The sequence below is a fragment of the Streptomyces sp. NPDC051310 genome (assembly GCF_044455245.1).
Taxonomy (GTDB): Bacteria; Actinomycetota; Actinomycetes; order Streptomycetales; family Streptomycetaceae; genus Streptomyces.
Genome location: NZ_JBITEO010000003.1, coordinates 1 through 18,628 on the forward strand (window position 1 = coordinate 1; position 18,628 = coordinate 18,628).

Genomic DNA, 18,628 nt, shown 5'->3' on the forward strand with positions numbered 1-18,628 from the left:
ACACCCTCATGGCCGACCAGCTCGACACCGCCATCGAACAACACGGCAAGGGCGACCTCGCCGCACTCCTCACAGGCAGCGACACCTGGACCGTCGTCGGATAGCGCGAAGGCAGAACCGCTCGACCAGCGAATGAGGGGCGTCCTCCTTGGAGGGCGCCCCTTGATCGTGTTCCCGGTCACGCCCCGGCACGGCCCGCATGCCGCACGGCCCGCCTGACCGGCGCCGCCCGCCTCACCGCGGCACCGCACGCCTGACCGGCACCGCGCGCCTGACCGGCACCGCGCGCCTGACCGGGACGGCCGGCGTGAGCCGGTGCCGTGGCCTGGCCACCGGTCGGTCTACTGCTGCTTGGCCCTGTCGTACGCCACGCGCGCCTCCACGACGTCGCCCAGCCGTCGCTCGGTCCAGCGCGCCAGGCCCCAGACCTGCTCGGCCGCCTCCTTGCCGAGCTGAGTGAGCGAGTAGTCGACCCGCGGCGGGATGACGGGCTGGGCGTCGCGGTGGACGAAGCCGTCCCGTTCCAGGGTCTGGAGCGTCTGGGCGAGCATCTTCTCGCTCACCCCGCCGATGGTGCGGCGCAGCTCGCTGAACCGGTACGACCGCTCCAGCAGGGCGGCGAGGACGAGCACGCCCCAGCGACTGGTGACGTGTTCCAGGACGAGCCGGGAGGGGCACATGCGCTCGTTGACGTTCGGCGTACTTACGCTCATACCAGTACCTTACTTCAAAGTGGGTACTTTCGAATAGTTAGCACTTTTCCTATGGTCGATGGCGAAGCGACAGGAACAGCAACGGAGACCATCCATGAGCATCGTCATCACCGGAGCCACCGGACAGCTCGGCCGCCTCGTCATCGCCGCTCTGCTGGAGCGGGGCGTCCCGGCGGCCGGTATCGCCGCCGTCGTACGCGACAAGCAGAAGGCCGCCGACCTGGCGGAGCGCGGCATCGAGCTGCGGATCGCCGACTACGACCGCCCCGAGAGCCTGGCGGGCGCGTTCGAGGCCGGTGACCGCGTGCTGCTGGTCTCCGGCAGCGAGGTCGGACGGCGCGTGCCGCAGCACGCCGCCGTGATCAGCGCGGCCAAGGCGGCGGGCGTGGTGCAGCTCGCGTACACCGGAGTCCTCGGCGGCCCCGACGCCGACTTCGAGCTGGCCGCCGAGCACCGGGCCACGGAGCAGCTGATCCTCGACTCCGGCCTGCCGTACACGCTCCTGCGCAACGGCTGGTACACCGAGAACTACACCGCCCGGCTCGCCACGGTCCTGGAGCACGGCGCCGTCGTGTCCAACACCGGCGAGGGCCGCGTCGCCTCCGCCGCCCGGGCCGACTACGCGGCCGCGGCCGCCGCCGTCCTGACCACCGGGGGCCACCTGGGCGCGGCGTACGAGCTGAGCGGCGACGTGGCGTGGTCGATGGACGAGTACGCGGCCGAGATCACCCGCCAGTCCAGCAAGCCGGTGGTCCACAACGACGTCCCTGCCGAGGCGCACCTCGCGGTGCTCACCGGCGCGGGCGTCCCGGAGCCGTTCGCCGCGATCCTCGTCGACGTCGACGAGGCGATCCGGCGCGGGCGGCTCGCCGGCACCAGCGGCGACCTCGCGCGGCTGATCGGGCGCCCCACGACGCCGCTCGCCGACACCGTCGCCGAGGCGCTCCGGGAGCTGTGATCCGTCGCTGAGGCCCCGGTTCCCCCGGACGTCTCCGCCTCCCCTGACGCCCCTTGGGACGCGTCATGACCGTATCGCGGTACGGACATGACAGCCTGACCCGTCCGGCGCTACCGTCTCCGGGAGGCCCGGGCCCTGCGGAGGGGTCCGGACAGCAGGCGGTGGAGCACGACGGGACAGGAGGCGGTCGATGGCGGCGGCGAAGAATGGCGGCGGCGACCAGCGGGCGGGACTTCTGTACGGGATCGGGGCCTACGGCATGTGGGGCCTGGTCCCCCTCTTCTGGCCCCTGCTCAAGCCCGCGGGCGCCGTCGAGATCCTGGCCCACCGGATGGTGTGGTCGCTGGCCGTCGTCGGTATCGCGCTCCTCGCGCTGCGCCGCTGGGGATGGATACGCGAACTGCTGCGGCAGCCGCGCAAGCTTGCCCTGATCACGGTCGCCGCGGCCGTGATCACCGTCAACTGGGGGCTGTACATCTGGTCCGTCAACACGGGCCACGTGGTGGAGTCGTCCCTGGGCTACTTCATCAACCCGCTGGTGACCATCGCCCTGGGCGTCCTGCTCCTCAAGGAACGGCTGCGACCCGCCCAGTGGGCGGCGGTGGCGACCGGTTTCATCGCGGTGGTGGTGCTGACCTTCGGCTACGGGCGTCCGCCGTGGATCTCGCTCACACTCGCCTGCTCCTTCGCCGTGTACGGCCTGGTGAAGAAGAAGGTCAATCTGGGCGGCCTCGAGTCGCTGGCCGCCGAGACCGCGATCCAGTTCCTGCCCGCCCTCGGCTACCTGCTGTGGCTGGGCTCCCAGGGCGCGGCCACCTTCGGTACGCAGGGCCTGGGACACGCGGCGCTGCTCGCCGCGACGGGCGTGGTCACCGCCACGCCGCTGGTGTGCTTCGGCGCCGCGGCGATACGGGTGCCGCTGTCGACGCTCGGGTTGTTGCAGTACCTGGCGCCGATGTTCCAGTTCGGGCTGGGCATCGTCTACTTCCACGAGGCGATGCCCCCGGAGCGGTGGGCGGGCTTCTCCCTGGTGTGGCTGGCGCTGTCCGTGCTGACGTGGGACGCGCTGCGCACGTCGCGGCGTACGCGGGCGGAGGCGGCACGGCTGGCCGCGGCGGCTCGGGCGCCCCGGCCCGCGCCCCCCGCCGCCGCCTCGCCGACAGCGGCACCCGCGGCCTCGGCGGCACCTGCGCCTCCCGCGGCTACGGCTCCGGCTCCCGCTCCGGCGGCGACTCCCGCCGTACCCGACCCGTCCGGGCAGCCGCCGCGCCTCTGACGCTCCTCAGGCGGGCAGTTCCCCGGCGACCCGCTCCATGACCGCCTTCCAGTGCGCACGGCGCCGCTCGCGCTCCTCGGCGCCCGCCAGGTGCTCCTGATGGAAGCGGAGCACCGACTTCCCGGGCCCCGCCGCGGTGACCGCGACCTGGATGGTCGTGTCGCCGTGGGTGACGCGGATCCGGTCGCCCGGCCGGTGGCTGCGCACCTCACCGGTGACGCCGTCGGCCGTCTCGTACCGCGCGCCCTTCTCCGTGGGCAGTCCGTCCACCGCCCCGAGCCACAGCGCGACGCCGTCGGGGCTCGCGATGAAGTCCCACACGGCGCCGGCCGGCAGGGGCAGGGTCTTCGACACGCCGATCTCCCAGCCGGCGTCCTTCGTCAGTCCGGTCGTACCGCTGGTACCGGCCCTGCCGGTGGCGGGCCTCGGGGGTGCAGGGGGTGTCATCGCGTCTCCTTCCGGTCCGGTACGGGCGCGATGGGCCCGCACCTTGTGGCGGTTGCCGCACCGTTCCATCGCGCACCAGCGGCGGCGGCCGGGGCGGGAGGTGTCGACGAAGAGCAGGTAGCAGTCGTGCGCGCCGCACTCGCGGATACGTCGCGCGTACGGGCCGGTGAACAGGTCGATCGCGTCACGGGCCACCGTCGACAGCAGCTCGGCCACCGTCCCGGTGCCCGGCGCCCACTCCCGGGTGCCGTCGGCGGTCATGCGGACGGTGAGCGGCGGGCCGGCGGCGCACGCGTTGAGCACCGCGACGTCCGCCGGGTCGGGAGCGCGCCCGTGGGCGCGGCGCGAGGCGAGGCCGTGCAGGGCGTCCCGGACCTCCCGCGCAGCGGCCAGATCCCCGTCGCGGACGTCGAGCCGGAGCCCCGGATCGAGCCGCGAGGCCGCCACCCAGTCCCGCAGCCCGGCCGGGGTGTCCAGCACCTCGTAGCGCGCGAGCGGGCCGGGACCGCCCGTGGTCAGCAGCTCCAGGCACAGCGCGCCCGGATCGAAGCGGTACGGGCGGCCCTCCGGCGTGCGCAGGACCAGGCCGGGACCTCCGGCGACCCGCTCCGCGCCAGCCGCGCCCGCCCCACCGCCGTCCGCCAGCTCACCCGCCGCGCCCGTGACCGCGCCAGCGCCAGCGCCAGCTGCCGCGTCGGCCGCGTCGGCCGCGTCGGCCGCGTACGAAACGTCCGTCACGTTCGTCGCGTTCGTTGCCATCTCCCTCACGTAACCAATATAAGTGGTTACATGACGACGCTCCACTGGAAACTCGTGATCGACGCCTCCGACCCGCATGCCCAAGCCGAGTTCTGGGCCCAGGCCCTGGGCTATCTCGTCGAGGACAACTCCGCCCAGATCGCCCGGCTCATCACCCTGGGCCACGTCTCGGAGGAGCGGGACACCGTCGAGGCGCACGGCCGGCGGGCCTGGCGGGATCTGGTCGCCGTCCGGCATCCGGACGATCCGTACGACGAAGCGACCGGCATCGGGCACGGCCGGCGGCTGCTGTTCCAGCGGGTGCCGGAGGCGAAGACCGTCAAGAACCGCCTCCACCTCGACCTGCACGCCGACCCCGGGCAGCGGGACGCCGAGGTTGCCCGGCTGGAGGGGCTGGGGGCGACCGTCCTGCGCCGGGTGGAGGAGCCCGGGGGCGCGTGGACCGTGATGGCCGATCCGGAGGGCAACGAATACTGCGTGCAGTGACATGTAACCGACAGATGAACAGACCGTCCGGTGAGCGAACGCGCGTGTCCGGAACCGCACCTTGACGACACGTCAAAATCTCGCTGAACATTCAGCACGCACACCGCACCAGAAGCTTCAGCTCCAACGCCCCGCGCCCGCACGGCGCGGGGCGTCTCGCACGTTCCGTTCCCATCCCCGTACGGAATCCCCGGAGCCCCCACATGAACCTCTCCAGAGGAACCGCCGCGGCTGCCGCGGCTCTCGCCGTCGCAGGGCTGCTCGCCACGGCGTCCCCGTCCGTATCGGCCCCCGTCGCGGCGCCGGCCGCGGCCGACGCCGCCGCCGCGCCCGACATACCCATAGCGAACGTCAAGGCGCACCTCTCGCAGTTCCAGTCCATAGCCGGCGCCAACGGCGGCAACCGCGCCCACGGCCGCTCCGGCTACAAGGCGTCGATCGACTGGGTGAAGGGCAAGCTGGACGCCGCCGGATTCACCACCACCGTCCAGCAGTTCACGTACAACGGCACCACCGGCTACAACCTCGTCGCCGACTGGCCCGGCGGTGACGCCAACCAGGTCCTGATGGCGGGAGCGCACCTCGACTCGGTCTCCTCCGGCGCCGGCATCAACGACAACGGCTCCGGCTCCGCCGCGGTCCTGGAGACCGCGCTCGCCGTCTCCCGCGCCCAGTTCAAGCCCGCCAAGCACCTGCGCTTCGCCTGGTGGGGCGCGGAGGAGCTGGGCCTGGTCGGCTCGAAGTACTACGTCAACAACCTGCCGGCGACCGAGCGCGCCAAGGTCGCGGGCTACCTCAACTTCGACATGATCGGGTCGCCGAACCCCGGCTACTTCGTCTACGACGACGACCCGACGATCGAGAAGACCTTCAAGGACTACTTCGCCGGTCTCGGCGTCCCGACGGAGATCGAGACCGAGGGCGACGGCCGCTCCGACCACGCCTCGTTCAAGAACGTCGGCATCCCGGTCGGCGGCCTGTTCACGGGCGCCAGCCGTACGAAGACCAGCGCGCAGGCGCAGAAGTGGGGCGGTACGGCCGGCCAGGCCTTCGACCGCTGCTACCACTCCTCGTGCGACTCCACGTCGAACATCAACGACACGGCGCTCGACCGGAACAGCGACGCGGTCGCGCACGCCATCTGGACGCTGTCCGCCGGTACGACGGAGCCGCCGACCGGCGACACGTACGAGAACACCGCGGACGTGGCCATCCCCGACAACGGTGCCGCCGTGACGTCGACGGTCACCGTCTCGGGCCGTACCGGCAACGCCCCGGCCGCCCTCAAGGTGGGCGTGGACGTCATCCACACGTGGCGGGGCGACCTGGTCGTCGACCTGGTGGCCCCGGACGGCACGGCGTACCGCCTCAAGAACTCCAGCAGCAACGATTCTGCGGACAACGTCCAGACGACGTACACGGTCGACGCGTCGAGCGAGGCGGCGAACGGGGCGTGGAAGCTGCGCGTCCAGGACGTGGCGGCGCAGGACACGGGCTACATCAACGCGTTCCGCCTCACCTTCTGAGCGCGGCACACCCAGCGGCCGGTGGCCGTACGCCCGGGACGTCCCGCGTACGGCCACCGGTGATCACCCACCTGTAACCCGCCGGCATTCACCCGGCGGCACGCTCCCGGCGGATGACAGCGGCCGGTGGACGTCGTCCACCGGCCGCTGTCCACCACGGGCGGTCGCCCACCGGCCTCGACACCCACCGGCCTCGGTCCACCGGCCTTCACCCGCCAGTGGGCGTCCACCCGTGGGCTACCGCCTGTGGGCTAGCGCAGGCGGGCAGCCGCCGTGTCCGTCACTTCGCGCCGCCGGCGACCTCGACGAGCCGCTCCGGGGTCACCGCGCCCGCGTACAGCTTGCCGTCGTCCGTCAGCAGGGCGTTGACCAGGCGGGTCTTGAAGACCGTGCCCGAGCCGAACTTTCCGGTGACCTTGTCGCCGAGGACGTCCAGGAACCGGTCGGCCTCCGCGGGGACGCCCTCGCCGGCCCCGCCGCCCGGGGCGCTCAGCTGCGCCACGGCCGTCCAGCCCTCACCGATGACGTTCGGGCCCGCGAAGTCCTCCGGCAGGTCCTTCGAAAGGTCCTTCGGCAGGTCCTTCGCGAGTCCCTCCGGAAGGCCCTCCGCGGCCCCCTCCGGCGCCTGCGGCTCCTGCGTCACCTTCGCGTCCCGGGGCGGGGCGAACGTGGAGGCGGCCGGCGCCCCGAAGTCGACCTTCGTGAAGCCCGCGTCGATCGCGGCCTTGCCACCACCGCTCGGCATGAGCGTGAACTTCAGCGGAACGCCCTTCTCCGCGTCCACCGCAACCTTGATCGAACCGATCGTGGAGCCGCTCTGCTTGGGCTTGATCAGCAGCTGGTACGCGTCGCGCCCGGCGATCCGCGCCGTGCCGTCGACCGTGACCGACGTCGTGTCGTCGACGGCCTTCAGCGCCTCCTGCGCGAGGTCCTGGGGAGTGGCCGGGAGCTCCGGCTCGCGGCCGGTGCCCGAGTCCTTGCCGCCCGCCTTGCCGTCCGCGCCCTCGCCGCCCGCGTCCTTCTCGGTGGAGTGGACCGCTTCCCGGGACGCGCCGTCGTACGCCCACACGTCCTCGCCGTTGCGGATCAGGCTGTACTCGGCGGCGTCGTCCACGAAGTCCAGGCGCTGCTTGCCGGACCCGTCGGCGGCCACCCGCAGGGTGTGCGTGCCGGAGGCCAGCTCCATCAGCTTGCCCACGCCCGGGTCCTCCGCGCCGGCACCGCCCGCGCCGGCCGCACCGACGAGGTCCTCCAGGCCGGCGAACGACGGCAGCCCCAGGTCCGTCGTCACCTTCACCGTGCCGGACAGCTGCTGCACGTCCGACGCGGCGATCTTCTCCACCAGCTGCTCCGCCGTGATCTGCGGCAGTTCGGGGTCACCGGAGGCCGCGAGCGCCGGGACCAGCCCGATCGTCGCCGCCGCCACCCCCGCCACCGCGACCGGGACCGCGTACCGCGCCGTCCTCCGGCGCCCCGCGCTGTCGTTCGGTGCCATGTGTGCCTACCTCCGTGGTCAGCGATCCTTCCGGTATCCATCTGACCAAGGCGGCACCCCCGGAGGCGTCAGCCCGCGGGCTGGACTTCCGTACTGCTCAGGGATGACACCGACCCCGAGATCCCCAGGGAGGGTCCGCGAAGTGGCGTCGTCCGCCCGCAGGGCGGGGCCGGCGGCGTCCGGTGCGTGCGATCGCAAGGCGGAGGAGGGAGCCACTGCGGTGGGGGCACCTCCCGTGCCCGAAGGGCAACGGGGGCCATCGGTGACCGACGACGACGCAGCGAGCATGCGTACCGGGCGTTGCCGGGCAGACGGGACTGCGCGGACACGGCCTAACCCGCGCGGTGCACCACGAGGTCGCACAGCTCCTCGAGCGCGGCCTTCGCGTAGCACTCCGGCAGCGGCGCCAGTGTGGCCCGCGCGTCCTGGGCGTACCGCACGGTGTCGCGGCGCGCCAGCTCCAGCGCCGGGTGGACGCGCAGCCGCCGCAGCGCCTCGGCGTGCCGGTCGTCGTCCGACAGGTCGCCGTCCAGCAGCGCGACCAGTTCCTGGTCCTCCGCGGTCCCGGACACCGCCGCCTGCGCCCGCAGGTGGAGCACCGGGAGCGTCGCGATGCCCTCCCGCAGGTCCGTACCCGGGGTCTTGCCGGACTCGTGCGAGTCGGAGGCGATGTCCAGCAGGTCGTCGGCGAGCTGGAAGGCGACGCCCAGGCGCTCGCCGTACTGCGTGAGGATGTCCACGACCTGCTCGTCGGCGCCGGACATCATCGCGCCGAAGCGCCCGGAGACCGCGATCAGCGAGCCGGTCTTGCCGGCGATGACGTCCAGGTAGTGCTCGACCGGGTCGCGCCCGTCGCGCGGGCCCGCGGTCTCCAGGATCTGCCCGGTGACGAGGCGCTCGAACGCCTCGGCCTGGATGCGTACGGCTTCGGGGCCGAGATCCGCCAGGATGTGTGAAGCCCGCGCGAACAGGAAGTCACCCGTGAGGACGGCCACCGAGTTGCCCCAGCGCGCGTTGGCGCTGGGCACACCGCGCCGCACGTCGGCCTCGTCCATGACGTCGTCGTGGTAGAGCGTCGCCAGGTGGGTGAGCTCGACGACCACGGCCGAGGGCACGATTCCGGGCGCGTGCGGGTCGCCGAACTGCGAGGCCAGCATCACCAGCAGCGGACGGAAGCGCTTGCCCCCCGCCCGCACCAGGTGCTGGGCGGCCTCACTGATGAACGGCACGTCGCTTTTGCAGGCATCGAGGAGCCCTGCCTCGACAGCCGCCAATCCGTTCTGGACATCGGCTTCCAGAGCCTGGTCCCGCACGCTCAGCCCGAACGGCCCGACTGCGGTCACGAGGGGATCTCCTGTCTGCTGACGATCACACGGATTGTCGATGTGTCGCTGGATTCACTCAAGTCAGCGTATCCGGTCGCCTTTCGATCACCGTGGGCGCCTTCCCGCCACCCCCGGTATGTTCAGGATCAGCCGGTACGCCCGGAAAAAGGGGCATACATCCGGAACCCTGGTGAGGTCCCCCATGCGCCTGCGTTCCTCCTTCCCGTACGGGACGACGCACGAGGACGTCCGCGTCACCCTGCCCGACAGCACTCGTCTGTACGCACGGGTCTGGCGGCCGCTGACCGACGAGCCGGTGCCCGCCCTCCTGGAGTACGGGCCGGGCCGGCTGACCGACGCGACCGCCCCGCGCGACGCCCAGCGCCACCCCTGGTACGCCGGCCACGGCTACGCCTCGGTACGGGTGGACGCGCGCGGCCACGGCAACAGCGAGGGCGTGCCGGGGCCCGTCCTCGACGCGGCGGACCCCGCGGACGCCACGGCGGTGGTGGACTGGCTGGCCCGCCGGCCTTGGTGCACCGGCCGGGTCGGGATGTTCGGCATCGGCGCGGGCGGCTCCGCCGCGCTGCGGGTCGCGGCCCTCGCCCCCGAACCGCTGCGGGCCGTGGTGGCGGTGTGCGCGACGGACGACCCGTACGGGACCGGGGTCCACCACCTGGGCGGAGCCGTCATGGCCGCGGGCCTGCACGCCGCGTCGGCGGCGGGGCTCGCCGGTGCCGCGCGTCCGCCGGACCCGGTGCACGCGGGCGAGCTGTGGCGCGAGATGTGGCTGGCGCGGCTGGAGGCCCTGGACCCGCCGGCCCGTACGTGGCTGGCCCGGCCCACCGGGGACGCCGGCCGACGGGGTGCCTGCGGACCGGTGGACCTGGGGGCGGTCCGCGCCGCGGTCCTCGCGGTGGGCGGCCTGCACGACCCGTACCGCGACGCCGTGCTGCGGCTGGTCGAGCGGCTGCCGCGGGAACGGGTGCGCGGGATCATCGGGCCCTGGTCGCACCGGTACCCGGACCAGGACCGGCCGCCCGGCCCTGCGATCGGCTTCCTCCAGGAGACCCTGCGCTGGTGGGACCACCACCTCAGAGGCGTCGACAACGGGGTCATGGACGAGCCGCTGCTGCGCTCCTGGATCGGCGCCTCGCGCGTCCCCGCGACGGCGTACCGGGAGCTGCCGGGACGCTGGGCCGCCGAGGAGACCTGGCCGTCCCCGCACGTCACGCCCGTCGCGTACGCCCTGCAGGGGCCGCCCGTCCCGGTCCGCTCCCCGCTGCGCAGCGGCCTCGACGCGGGCCGGGTGGTCCCGTCCGGGCACGACGGCGACCTGCCGCCCGACCAGCGCGCGGAGGACGCGCACGCGGTCTGCTTCGACTTCCCCGTCCCCGAGGAGGGCGCCCCGCTCGAAGTCCTCGGCCGCCCGCGGGTCACCCTCGCCCTGCGCCCCCTCGCCATGCCCGGCTCCCCGGCCCCCGCACCGACCGCACCCGCCCCGCCCACCGACGCCGACACAGGCACAGGCACAGGCACAGGCACCGCATCCGTCGCATCCGTCGCACCCGCCCCGCCCACCGACGCCGGCACCGGCACCGCGCCCGCCGGGCAGGTCGCCGGGGAGGTCGCCGGGCAGGTCGTCGTCCGGATCTGCGACGTCGCGCCCGGTGGCGCCTCCACCCTCGTCACCCGCGGCGCCCTCGCCCTGCCCCCCGGCCCTACGGTCCACACCGTCGAGCTGAACACCACCGGCCACGCCTTCGCGCCCGGCCACCGCGTGCGGCTCGCCGTCTCGTCCGCGTACTGGCCCTGGCTCTGGCCCCTCCCGGACGCCCCGGGCTTCACCCTCGACCCGGCCGGCAGCTCCCTCGTCCTCCCCCTGCGCGCGCCCGCGCCCGGCGGCCGCGACCGCGACGGCGCCGTCCGCTTCGAGCCCCCGGAGCAGGCCGGCCCGCTCGGGGTCAACCACCCCGCCACCCTCGACGAGGCCCAGCGGCCCGCGCTGCTCCTCGTCCGCGACGTCGCCCGGGGCGAGTGGCGGCTGGAGGCCGGCGTCCCGGGCGGCGGCCTCCGCATCCACCCCGACGGCCTCGAAGTCACCGAGGACGCCGTGGAGACGTACACCGTCACCGAGCCCGATCCGCTCTCCGCCCGCGCCCGCTCCGAGTGGCACATCCGCCTGCACCGCCCGGACCTGTTCTGGAACGTCACCGTCGACACCCGCTCCGAGATCGCCTGCGAGGCCGGCCACTTCCTCACCACCGACGAGGTGATCTGCGCGGCGGGCGGCGAGATCCTCTTCCACCGGACCTGGCAGGACCGCATTCCCCGTACCGCCGGATGATCATCGCGGCGCCGTCGTAACGTGTCCCCCACACACGTGGAAAGCGAGGCAAGCACCGATGCCCGAGCAGTCCGAGCACAGCCCGCTCGACCTGGCCGAAGGCGACCCCTTCGGTCCGCACAACCTCCCGTACGGCGTCTTCAGCACCGCCGACGAACCCGGCCGTCGCCGGCTGGGCGTCCGCATCGGCGACCACGTCCTCGACGCGGGCGCGGCGGCCCACACCCTCGGCTCGCCGTACGCGGCGCTGCTCGCCCAGCCCAGCCTGAACGCCCTCCTCGCGGCGGGCCGCACGGCGTGGCGCGATGTCCGCCGGGCCCTGACCGCGTGGGTCACCGTGCCGGCGCACCGCGCCGACATCGAGCCGCTGCTGCACCCGCTCGCCGACGTCACCCTGCACCTGCCGTACGAGGTGGCGGACTACGTCGACTTCTACGCGTCCGAGCACCACGCCACCAACGTCGGACGGATCTTCCGCCCGGACGGCGAGCCGCTGACGCCCAACTGGAAGCACCTGCCGATCGGTTACCACGGCCGCTCCGGCACGGTCGTGGTCTCCGGTACGGAGATCGTGCGCCCCGCCGGGCAGCGCAAGACCCCCGCCGACGCGACGCCCGTCTTCGGGCCGTCCGTGAAGCTGGACATCGAGGCGGAGGTGGGCTTCCTCGTCGGTACCCCGTCGGAGATGGGCCGGCCGGTCGGGCTGGCCGACTTCCGCGACCACGTCTTCGGTCTCACGCTGCTCAACGACTGGTCGGCCCGGGACATCCAGGCGTGGGAGTACGTGCCGCTGGGCCCGTTCCTCGGCAAGTCCTTCGCCACGTCCGTATCGGCCTGGGTGACGCCGCTGGAGGCGCTGGACGCCGCCCGTGTCGACCCGCCCGCCCGCGACTTCCCGCTCCTGCCGTACCTGGACGACAGCGCCGAGGAGGAGCCCGGCGGCTTCGACCTGCGCATCACGATCCGCATCAACGGCGAGGTCGTCGCCGAGCCGCCGTTCTCCACGATGTACTGGACCGCCGCTCAGCAGCTGGCGCACATGACCGTCAACGGCGCCTCGCTGCGCACGGGCGACCTGTACGGCTCCGGCACCGTCAGTGGCCCGGAGGTCCACCAGCGCGGCTCGCTGCTGGAGCTGACCTGGAACGGCCAGGAGCCGCTGGAACTGTCCGACGGCAAGCGGACGTTCCTGGAGGACGGCGACGAGGTGACGCTCACCGCGTGGGCACCGGGCCCCGACGGCGTGAAGGTGGCGCTGGGCGAGGTGACGGGCCGCATCACGCCCGCCCGGTAGTCGCCGATCCGCCCCCTCGGCGTCGCGACACCGCAGGTCCGCGTCGCGACGGCGAGGGATTCGGCAGCGGTCCCGGACCACGGCGATGCCGTCCTCGTCACGCGCGACGGTCCGCTGCGTGACGGGCATGCCCCGGTCCGGGCCGCCTCCTTCCAGGCGCCGGCGACGGCCGGCTGTCCCACACGGCAGGCCGCCGCCGCTGTCGGCGCGCCGGCCGACCCCGCCTGGCAGGTACGCGCGGGCGCCGCGGCCCCGCTCGGCGCCGCCGCCCCCGGCGACGCCGTGCCGGCCCTGCGCCCCTCACCGGGTGACGCGAACGCCGGCGTCCGCAAGGCCGCGGTGCTCGCCCTGCTCCGGCACGTGGAGCACGTGGAGCACACGGACGCCCGTGCCGCCCTGGCGCCGGCGACCGAGGACCCGGACGCCGGCGTACGGGCGTACGCCTCCGGTGTGCACACCACCCGCGCGCACGCCTCCCACGGCTGAGACGTCCGGGGCCGAGGCGCCCGGGGCCGAGACGTCCGGAGCCGAGGCGCCCGGGGTCACCCGGCCCGCCACAGCGCGGGCGCGGCGGGCGGCTCCCAGCCGGCCTGCGCGGTGTGGGGCTGCAGGCAGACGTAGGCGCGGCCGGCGTAGGTGACCCGGGCGCCCGCCCCGTAGGTGGTGCCGGCGGCCCAGGTGCCGCCGGGGTCGGTCGGTGACGGCCCCGGCCCGGGGGTCTGCGGTACGTCGAGGACGAAGTCGAAGGCGGCTTCCCTCGTACCGCCGGTGTCGCGCACCGTCATCAGCAGCCGCGGGTCGAACAGCGCGTCGGTGTTGTTGCGCGGCTCGCCGGGGAAGTACAGCTGCGTGGTGAGCACGGGCCGTCCGGGCGCCTGCACCTTGACGTGCAGGTGCCGGGTGCGGCCCGGGTAGAGCCCCGGCACGATGGTGCTGAGCCGGAACGCGCCCTGGGCATCCGTGAACTGGTGGCCGCGGAACCGGAAGCCGGTGTTGTCGTACGCGCCGTTGACGTCGGCCTGCCAGAAGTCGAGCAGCACGCCGCTGAGCGGGCGGCAGGCGAGGCCGAAGACCCAGCCGCTGACGGTGAGGCGTACGCCGGGGGTGCCGGCCTCCACGAGCGAGGTGCGGCGCGGGGAGTTCGGCTTGAAGTAGGGGCCCTCCATCTGCGGCGGGGTGGGGTCGTCGCCGTCGTCGCACGCGGGGGTCGGTTCGGGGGCCGCGGCACCGGTGGCCGTGCCGGCCCGGGCCAGTTGCGGTACTCCCATCAGGGCGACGGGCGTGGCGACCCCGGCCGCCAGGGCGGCGCGGAGCACCGCCTTGCGGCTCGGGTGGCCGGGGAGGCTCGCGGGGGTGGTGCGGTCGCCGTCCATGCCTGCTCCTTGTGAGGGGCGGTCGTCGGGGGTCGGCAACGAACCTAGGCGGGCGGTCCGGAAGGGGCGATGGACTCGATCCGGTGGTCGTGGTGAATATCCGCACCGCGCCGGAAGTCGCCCGGGCTCACCCCCGTCTCGCGCCGGAAGAAGCGGGAGAAGTAGGCCGGGTCCGCGATGCCTATGGAGTGCGCCACCTGGCGGACGGTCAGATCGGTGCGCGCCAGCAGCCGTTTGGCCTCGTGCGTGCGGGCTTCCCGGATGAGCTGGCCGGGCGTGCGGCCGGTGGCCGCCTTGACCGCCTCCGCCAGGTACCCGGACGTCACACCGATCCGGCGGGCGCAGGCATGCACCGACCACAGTTCCGGATCGGCGCCCGCGATGAGCCGCGTGAACTCATCGGCCACCGCGTTGGCGCGGGCGGGAGCGGGCTCCTCCCGGTCGGGGCCGGCCGCCCGCCCGGCGAGCCGGGCCGCCCGGACGACGAGGACGTGCAGGAGCGCCCGCAGGACGGAGGCGAAGCCGTCGGCGCCGCGGCGGTACTCCTCGTCGAGGTCGGCGATGAGCCGTCTCGTTCCGGCGTCGGCGTGGGCGTCCAGCGTCAGCCAGGGCCGTTCGCTCAGGTACCGCAGCAGGTCGCGGTCGTCCGGGTGGTCGACGAGGAAGTGGTCGGTGAAGAGCAGGACGGAACCGTCGAGGCCGGACACGTCCTGCCAGTGGTGCACCTGGCCCGGCGCGATGACGCACAGGTGCGGCGGGCGCAGCTCCCAGCGGGCGAGGTCGACGACGTGCGCGCCCGTGCCGGCGGTGACGTGGACGATCTCGTAGAAGGTGTGCCGGTGCGGGAACGAGGCGCGGGACATCGGGCCGATGGTGTCGAAGGTGCCGATGGCGAACGGCATCACATTGGGCATCGGCACTTCGAGGCGGTGCATGGGCACGGCTCCCGGGGCCGGGGGGAGGCTCTTCGTGCCGGGTGGCACCGTGGTTCCGCGCATCGTCCGCCCTCCTGGAGGTCGTGTCGGCCGGGTCCCGTCCTCCCTGCGGGCGGACGACGCCACGACGCGGACCCTCTTGGTCCAGACCAATTCGACTCGGCCCCACGATGCCACGGCCGCGCCCGCGGCGGAACACGCCGGAGGGGGGGGGGGGGGGGGGGGGGGGGGGGGGGCCGGCCCCCCCCCCCCCCCCCCCCCCGCGGCCCCCACCGTGACCGTGCCGTCAGTCGGTCGCGATCGCGTTCAGCACGTTCATCCGACCCGCCCGGAACGCCGGGACCAGCGCGGCGAACAGGCCCACGAACGCCGACCCGACGAACACCGTCAGGATCGTCGGCCACGGGATCTCCAGGACCCCCAGCCCCTCCAGCGCCAGCAGCTTCTGCGCCGCCGTGCCCCAGCCCATGCCCAGCCCCAGGCCCAGCAGGGCACCGAACAGGGCGATGACCACCGACTCCAGGCGGATCATGCGGCGCAGCTGACGCCGCGACAGGCCGATCGCCCGCATCAGGCCTATCTCCCGGGTCCGTTCGACCACGGACAGGGCCAGGGTGTTCACCACACCGAGCACCGCCACGATGATCGCCAGTGCCAGCAGCCCGTAGACGATGTTCAGCAACTGCCCGACCTGGTCCTTCAGGTCCTGCTTGAAGTCGGTCTGGTTCTGCACCTTGTACTGCGGGTACGGCACCAGCGACTTCTTCAGCGCGGCGTACGCCGCCGTCTCCTCGCCCTCCTGCGCCGTGGCGAACAGGATGATGTTCTTCGGCATCTTCCCCGCGGGCACGTACTGCTGCGCCGTCTCGATGTTCGTGTACGTCGCGCCCTTGTCGACGTTCGTGTCGTCCGAGGTGATCGCCGCGACCTTCAGCCGCGCGGTGCGCTCGCCGTGCTCGAACGCCACCGTGAGGGTGTCGCCGACCTTCACGCCGTGCCGCTGCGCGTACTCGCTGCCCACGGACATCGCGTCCTTGCCGTACGCGGCCGACAGCTCGCCCGCCACGGTCTCGCGGCGCAGGTCGGAGGCGTACGTCGGATCGGCGGCGACGATGCCCTCGTCCTCCGTCCGGCCATCCGGTGAGGTGAGCCGGGCCTTCACCAGCTTGTACTCGGTGACATGGGCGATGCCCGGCGCCTTTTCGAGCGCCGTCTGCGCCTGCGGCACGATCGGCTGGCCGTTGGCGCTCTGGATGATGAAGTCCGCGCCGACCGAGCGGTCCAGCTCCTCGGTCGCCGACGCGACCATCGACGAGCCGACCACCGACAGGCACGCCACCAGCGCCAGACCGATCATGAGCGCCGCGCCCGTCGCACCGGTACGGCGCGGGTTGCGCAGCGCGTTGCGCTCGGCCATCCGCCCCACCGGTCCGAACACCCGCAGGATCAGGGCCCCCAGGACCCGGACCACACCGCCGGCGAGGACCGGGCCGACGACCACGAAGCCGAGCAGGGACAGCACGACACCGGCCGCGAGGTACAGCGACCCCTCGCCCGCAGCGTCCGCCCGCGCCGCCGCGTACAGCGCCGCGGCGCCCGCGCCCGTCAGCACCAGTCCGGTGACGGCGCGTACGGCACCGGCCTTGCCGTCGGCCGGGGTGCCGGCGTCGCGCAGCGCGGCCATCGGGGAGACCTTGCCGGCCCGGCGGGCCGGGACGTACGCGGCGAGGACGGTCACGACGATGCCGAGGACCAGACCGACGGCCGGCGTCGTCCACTTGACGGTGAGGTCCTGGGTGGACAACTCCATGCCCATGGACGACATGAGCTCCATCAGCCCGACCGCCAGGCCCACGCCCGCGCCCACTCCGAGCACCGAGCCGACGACCCCCAGCAGCACGGCCTCGACCAGTACGGACCGGTTGACCTGCTTGCGGCTCGACCCGATGGCGCGCATCAGGCCTATCTCGCGGGTGCGCTGCGCGACCAGCATCGAGAAGGTGTTGACGATGAGGAAGATGCCGACGAGGAAGGCGATCCCGGCGAAGCCGAGCAGGGCGTACTTCATGACGTCGAGGAACCCGCCGACGTCCTCGCGTCCGGCGTCCGCCGCCTCCTTCTGCGTCTGCAGCTTGTACACCGCGCCGTCGACGGCCGCGGCCACACTGCGCTTCAGCTGCTCGTGGTTGACCCCGTCGGCCGCCTCCACCGCGATGTGGGTGAACAGGTCCTGCCCGCCCAGCAGGTGGCGCTGCGCGGTCGCGGTGTCGAAGTAGACGACGGCGGCACCGGGGTTGGTGACCTTGAAGGAGGCGATGCCGGAGATCCTCGCCGTGAAGTCCCCGGTGACGGCGATGGTGCGCAGCTCGTCACCCAGCTTCAGGCGGTGCTTGGCGGCGGTGTCGGCGTCGATCATCACCTCGGTCGGTCCGCGCGGCGCGTGCCCCGACGTGATCTCCATCGACCGCAGGTCGTTGCGCGTCCAGTTGCCGGCGATGGTCGGGGCGCCGCTGGTGGGTCCCACGTTCTCGTTGTCGGCGTCGACGACGGTGACGCTCATCGAGACGACGGCTCCCTCGGCCGCCTTGACGCCCGTGGCGCCCTCGACGCGCCGCACCAGGGACGCGGGCAGCGTCTCGGGCTTCCCCGTCTGCGGCGTCTCGTCGGCGGCCGCCGCCCCCTTGGGGCTGACGGTGACGTCGGCAGCCGACGCGGCGAAGAGCTTGTCGAAGGTGGTGTTCATGGTGTCGGTGAACACCAGCGTCCCGCTCACGAACGCCACCGACAGCAGCACCGCCACCGCCGAGAGCGCCATGCGCCCCTTGTGCGCGTAGAAGTTGCGCAGGGAGGTCTTGAGCACGGTCACGACGTCCGCCCCCGCGCGTCGAAGTCCTTCATCCGGTCCAGGACGGCCTCGGCGGTGGGCCGGGACATCTCGTCCACGATCCGCCCGTCCGCCAGGTACAGCACCCGGTCCGCGTAACTCGCCGCCACCGGGTCGTGCGTGACCATCACGATGGTCTGCCCCAGCTCGTCGACGGACCGGCGCAGGAAGCCCAGCACCTCGGCCCCGGCGCGCGAGTCCAGGTTCCCGGTCGGCTCGTCACCGAAGATGATCTCGGGCCGGGCGGCCAGCGCCCGGGCCACCGCGACCCGCTGCTGCTGACCACCGGACAACTGGTTCGGCCGGTGCTTCAGCCGGCCCGCCAGGCCCACCGTCTCCACCACCCGGTCCAGCCAGGCGGCGTCGGGCCGGCGGCCCGCTATGTCCATCGGCAGCGTGATGTTCTCCAGCGCGTTGAGCGTCGGCAGCAGGTTGAACGCCTGGAAGATGAAGCCGATGCGGTCGCGCCGCAACTGCGTCAGCTTCTTGTCCTTCAGCCGGGTGATCTCGGTGTCGTCGAGGAAGATCTCCCCGCTGGTCACGGTGTCCAGCCCGGCCAGGCAGTGCATCAGCGTCGACTTGCCGGACCCGGACGGGCCCATGATCGCGGTGAACTCGCCCCGGGCGATGTCCACGTCGACGTGGTCGAGCGCGACGACCCGGGTCTCCCCCGCGCCGTACGCCTTGACGACCTGCCGCGCCCGCGCCGCGACGGCCGTACGCCCTCCAGTACCCCCGTGCCTGGGGATGGTCACAGCCGTTGTCACGGTACGTCTCCTATGTCGGATCGGCTCGCGGACCGCACCCCGG

At 73.3% G+C, this 18,628-nt stretch carries 15 protein-coding genes and 1 pseudogene; 7 read left to right on the top strand and 9 right to left on the bottom strand.

The features are described 5' to 3' along the window. Positions 1-341: 341 nt before the first annotated feature. Positions 342-713, bottom strand: coding sequence for a winged helix-turn-helix transcriptional regulator (locus ACIA79_RS04980; protein ID WP_399426752.1), 372 nt, complete (start codon positions 711-713; stop codon positions 342-344). A gap of 94 nt (positions 714-807) precedes the next feature. On the opposite strand from ACIA79_RS04980, the gene ACIA79_RS04985 reads away from it, so the two are divergent. Together ACIA79_RS04985 and rarD are read left to right on the top strand one after the other, a co-directional pair. Next, positions 808-1,671 (top strand): SDR family oxidoreductase, encoded by an 864-nt coding sequence (locus ACIA79_RS04985; protein WP_399426753.1) that lies wholly within the window; start codon positions 808-810, stop codon positions 1,669-1,671. 190 nt (positions 1,672-1,861) lie between these two features. Then, positions 1,862-2,947: an EamA family transporter RarD gene (gene rarD / locus ACIA79_RS04990; protein WP_399426754.1), complete on the top strand. Its 1,086-nt coding sequence runs from the start codon at positions 1,862-1,864 to the stop codon at positions 2,945-2,947. Positions 2,948-2,953: 6 nt separating this feature from the next. Here the strand turns inward: rarD and ACIA79_RS04995 are convergent, their stop codons facing one another. Together ACIA79_RS04995 and ACIA79_RS05000 are read right to left on the bottom strand one after the other, a co-directional pair. Further along, complete coding sequence (locus tag ACIA79_RS04995) at positions 2,954-3,394, bottom strand: SRPBCC domain-containing protein (RefSeq protein WP_399427119.1); 441 nt, start codon at positions 3,392-3,394, stop codon at positions 2,954-2,956. A gap of 12 nt (positions 3,395-3,406) precedes the next feature. Next, positions 3,407-3,979: pseudogene (locus ACIA79_RS05000) on the bottom strand (CGNR zinc finger domain-containing protein); the annotation flags it as partial. A gap of 204 nt (positions 3,980-4,183) precedes the next feature. Here ACIA79_RS05000 and ACIA79_RS05005 point away from each other — a divergent pair. Together ACIA79_RS05005 and ACIA79_RS05010 are read left to right on the top strand one after the other, a co-directional pair. Beyond that, a complete protein-coding gene (locus tag ACIA79_RS05005) occupies positions 4,184-4,639 on the top strand; it encodes a VOC family protein (RefSeq protein ID WP_399426755.1) in 456 nt (151 codons plus the stop codon). 203 nt (positions 4,640-4,842) lie between these two features. Further along, positions 4,843-6,165: a M28 family metallopeptidase gene (locus tag ACIA79_RS05010; protein WP_399426756.1), complete on the top strand. Its 1,323-nt coding sequence runs from the start codon at positions 4,843-4,845 to the stop codon at positions 6,163-6,165. A gap of 280 nt (positions 6,166-6,445) precedes the next feature. Here ACIA79_RS05010 and ACIA79_RS05015 read toward each other — a convergent pair whose 3' ends face one another. Beyond that, the gene (locus ACIA79_RS05015; protein ID WP_399426757.1) at positions 6,446-7,660 is read right to left on the bottom strand and encodes an outer membrane lipoprotein carrier protein LolA; all 1,215 of its coding nucleotides are present in this window, start codon (positions 7,658-7,660) and stop codon (positions 6,446-6,448) included. Positions 7,661-7,992: 332 nt separating this feature from the next. After that, positions 7,993-9,003 (bottom strand): polyprenyl synthetase family protein, encoded by a 1,011-nt coding sequence (locus ACIA79_RS05020; RefSeq protein ID WP_399426758.1) that lies wholly within the window; start codon positions 9,001-9,003, stop codon positions 7,993-7,995. A 184-nt stretch (positions 9,004-9,187) separates the two neighbouring features. Between ACIA79_RS05020 and ACIA79_RS05025 the strand changes: the two genes are divergently transcribed. From ACIA79_RS05025 to ACIA79_RS05035, 3 genes are all read left to right on the top strand, one after another. Next, positions 9,188-11,332, top strand: coding sequence for a CocE/NonD family hydrolase (locus tag ACIA79_RS05025; RefSeq protein WP_399426759.1), 2,145 nt, complete (start codon positions 9,188-9,190; stop codon positions 11,330-11,332). A 58-nt stretch (positions 11,333-11,390) separates the two neighbouring features. Then, complete coding sequence (gene fahA, locus ACIA79_RS05030) at positions 11,391-12,626, top strand: fumarylacetoacetase (RefSeq protein WP_399426760.1); 1,236 nt, start codon at positions 11,391-11,393, stop codon at positions 12,624-12,626. Between the two features lie 114 nt (positions 12,627-12,740). Beyond that, positions 12,741-13,112, top strand: coding sequence for a HEAT repeat domain-containing protein (locus ACIA79_RS05035; protein ID WP_399427120.1), 372 nt, complete (start codon positions 12,741-12,743; stop codon positions 13,110-13,112). 56 nt (positions 13,113-13,168) lie between these two features. Here the strand turns inward: ACIA79_RS05035 and ACIA79_RS05040 are convergent, their stop codons facing one another. The 4 genes from ACIA79_RS05040 to ACIA79_RS05055 form a co-directional block, all read right to left on the bottom strand. Beyond that, the gene (locus ACIA79_RS05040) at positions 13,169-13,999 is read right to left on the bottom strand and encodes a carbohydrate-binding protein (RefSeq protein ID WP_399426761.1); all 831 of its coding nucleotides are present in this window, start codon (positions 13,997-13,999) and stop codon (positions 13,169-13,171) included. A gap of 44 nt (positions 14,000-14,043) precedes the next feature. Further along, entirely contained in the window at positions 14,044-14,997 is a 954-nt protein-coding gene (locus ACIA79_RS05045; protein ID WP_399426762.1) for an AraC family transcriptional regulator, read from the bottom strand. A 223-nt stretch (positions 14,998-15,220) separates the two neighbouring features. Further along, entirely contained in the window at positions 15,221-17,800 is a 2,580-nt protein-coding gene (locus ACIA79_RS05050; RefSeq protein ID WP_399426763.1) for an ABC transporter permease, read from the bottom strand. After that, positions 17,797-18,585, bottom strand: a complete 789-nt coding sequence (locus ACIA79_RS05055) for an ABC transporter ATP-binding protein (RefSeq protein WP_031068907.1) — start codon at positions 18,583-18,585, stop codon at positions 17,797-17,799. The genes ACIA79_RS05050 and ACIA79_RS05055 overlap by 4 nt, the downstream gene beginning before the upstream one ends. Positions 18,586-18,628: the final 43 nt, after the last annotated feature.

What these genes read in the sequence shown, in the direction of transcription:
- ACIA79_RS04980 (WP_399426752.1), bottom strand. Translation starts at nt 713, where the DNA reads ATGAGCGTAAGTACGCCGAACGTCAACGAGCGCATGTGCCCCTCCCGG.
- ACIA79_RS04985 (WP_399426753.1), top strand. Translation starts at nt 808, where the DNA reads ATGAGCATCGTCATCACCGGAGCCACCGGACAGCTCGGCCGCCTCGTC.
- rarD (WP_399426754.1), top strand. Translation starts at nt 1,862, where the DNA reads ATGGCGGCGGCGAAGAATGGCGGCGGCGACCAGCGGGCGGGACTTCTG.
- ACIA79_RS04995 (WP_399427119.1), bottom strand. Translation starts at nt 3,394, where the DNA reads ATGACACCCCCTGCACCCCCGAGGCCCGCCACCGGCAGGGCCGGTACC.
- ACIA79_RS05005 (WP_399426755.1), top strand. Translation starts at nt 4,184, where the DNA reads ATGACGACGCTCCACTGGAAACTCGTGATCGACGCCTCCGACCCGCAT.
- ACIA79_RS05010 (WP_399426756.1), top strand. Translation starts at nt 4,843, where the DNA reads ATGAACCTCTCCAGAGGAACCGCCGCGGCTGCCGCGGCTCTCGCCGTC.
- ACIA79_RS05015 (WP_399426757.1), bottom strand. Translation starts at nt 7,660, where the DNA reads ATGGCACCGAACGACAGCGCGGGGCGCCGGAGGACGGCGCGGTACGCG.
- ACIA79_RS05025 (WP_399426759.1), top strand. Translation starts at nt 9,188, where the DNA reads ATGCGCCTGCGTTCCTCCTTCCCGTACGGGACGACGCACGAGGACGTC.
- fahA (WP_399426760.1), top strand. Translation starts at nt 11,391, where the DNA reads ATGCCCGAGCAGTCCGAGCACAGCCCGCTCGACCTGGCCGAAGGCGAC.
- ACIA79_RS05040 (WP_399426761.1), bottom strand. Translation starts at nt 13,999, where the DNA reads ATGGACGGCGACCGCACCACCCCCGCGAGCCTCCCCGGCCACCCGAGC.
- ACIA79_RS05045 (WP_399426762.1), bottom strand. Translation starts at nt 14,997, where the DNA reads ATGCGCGGAACCACGGTGCCACCCGGCACGAAGAGCCTCCCCCCGGCC.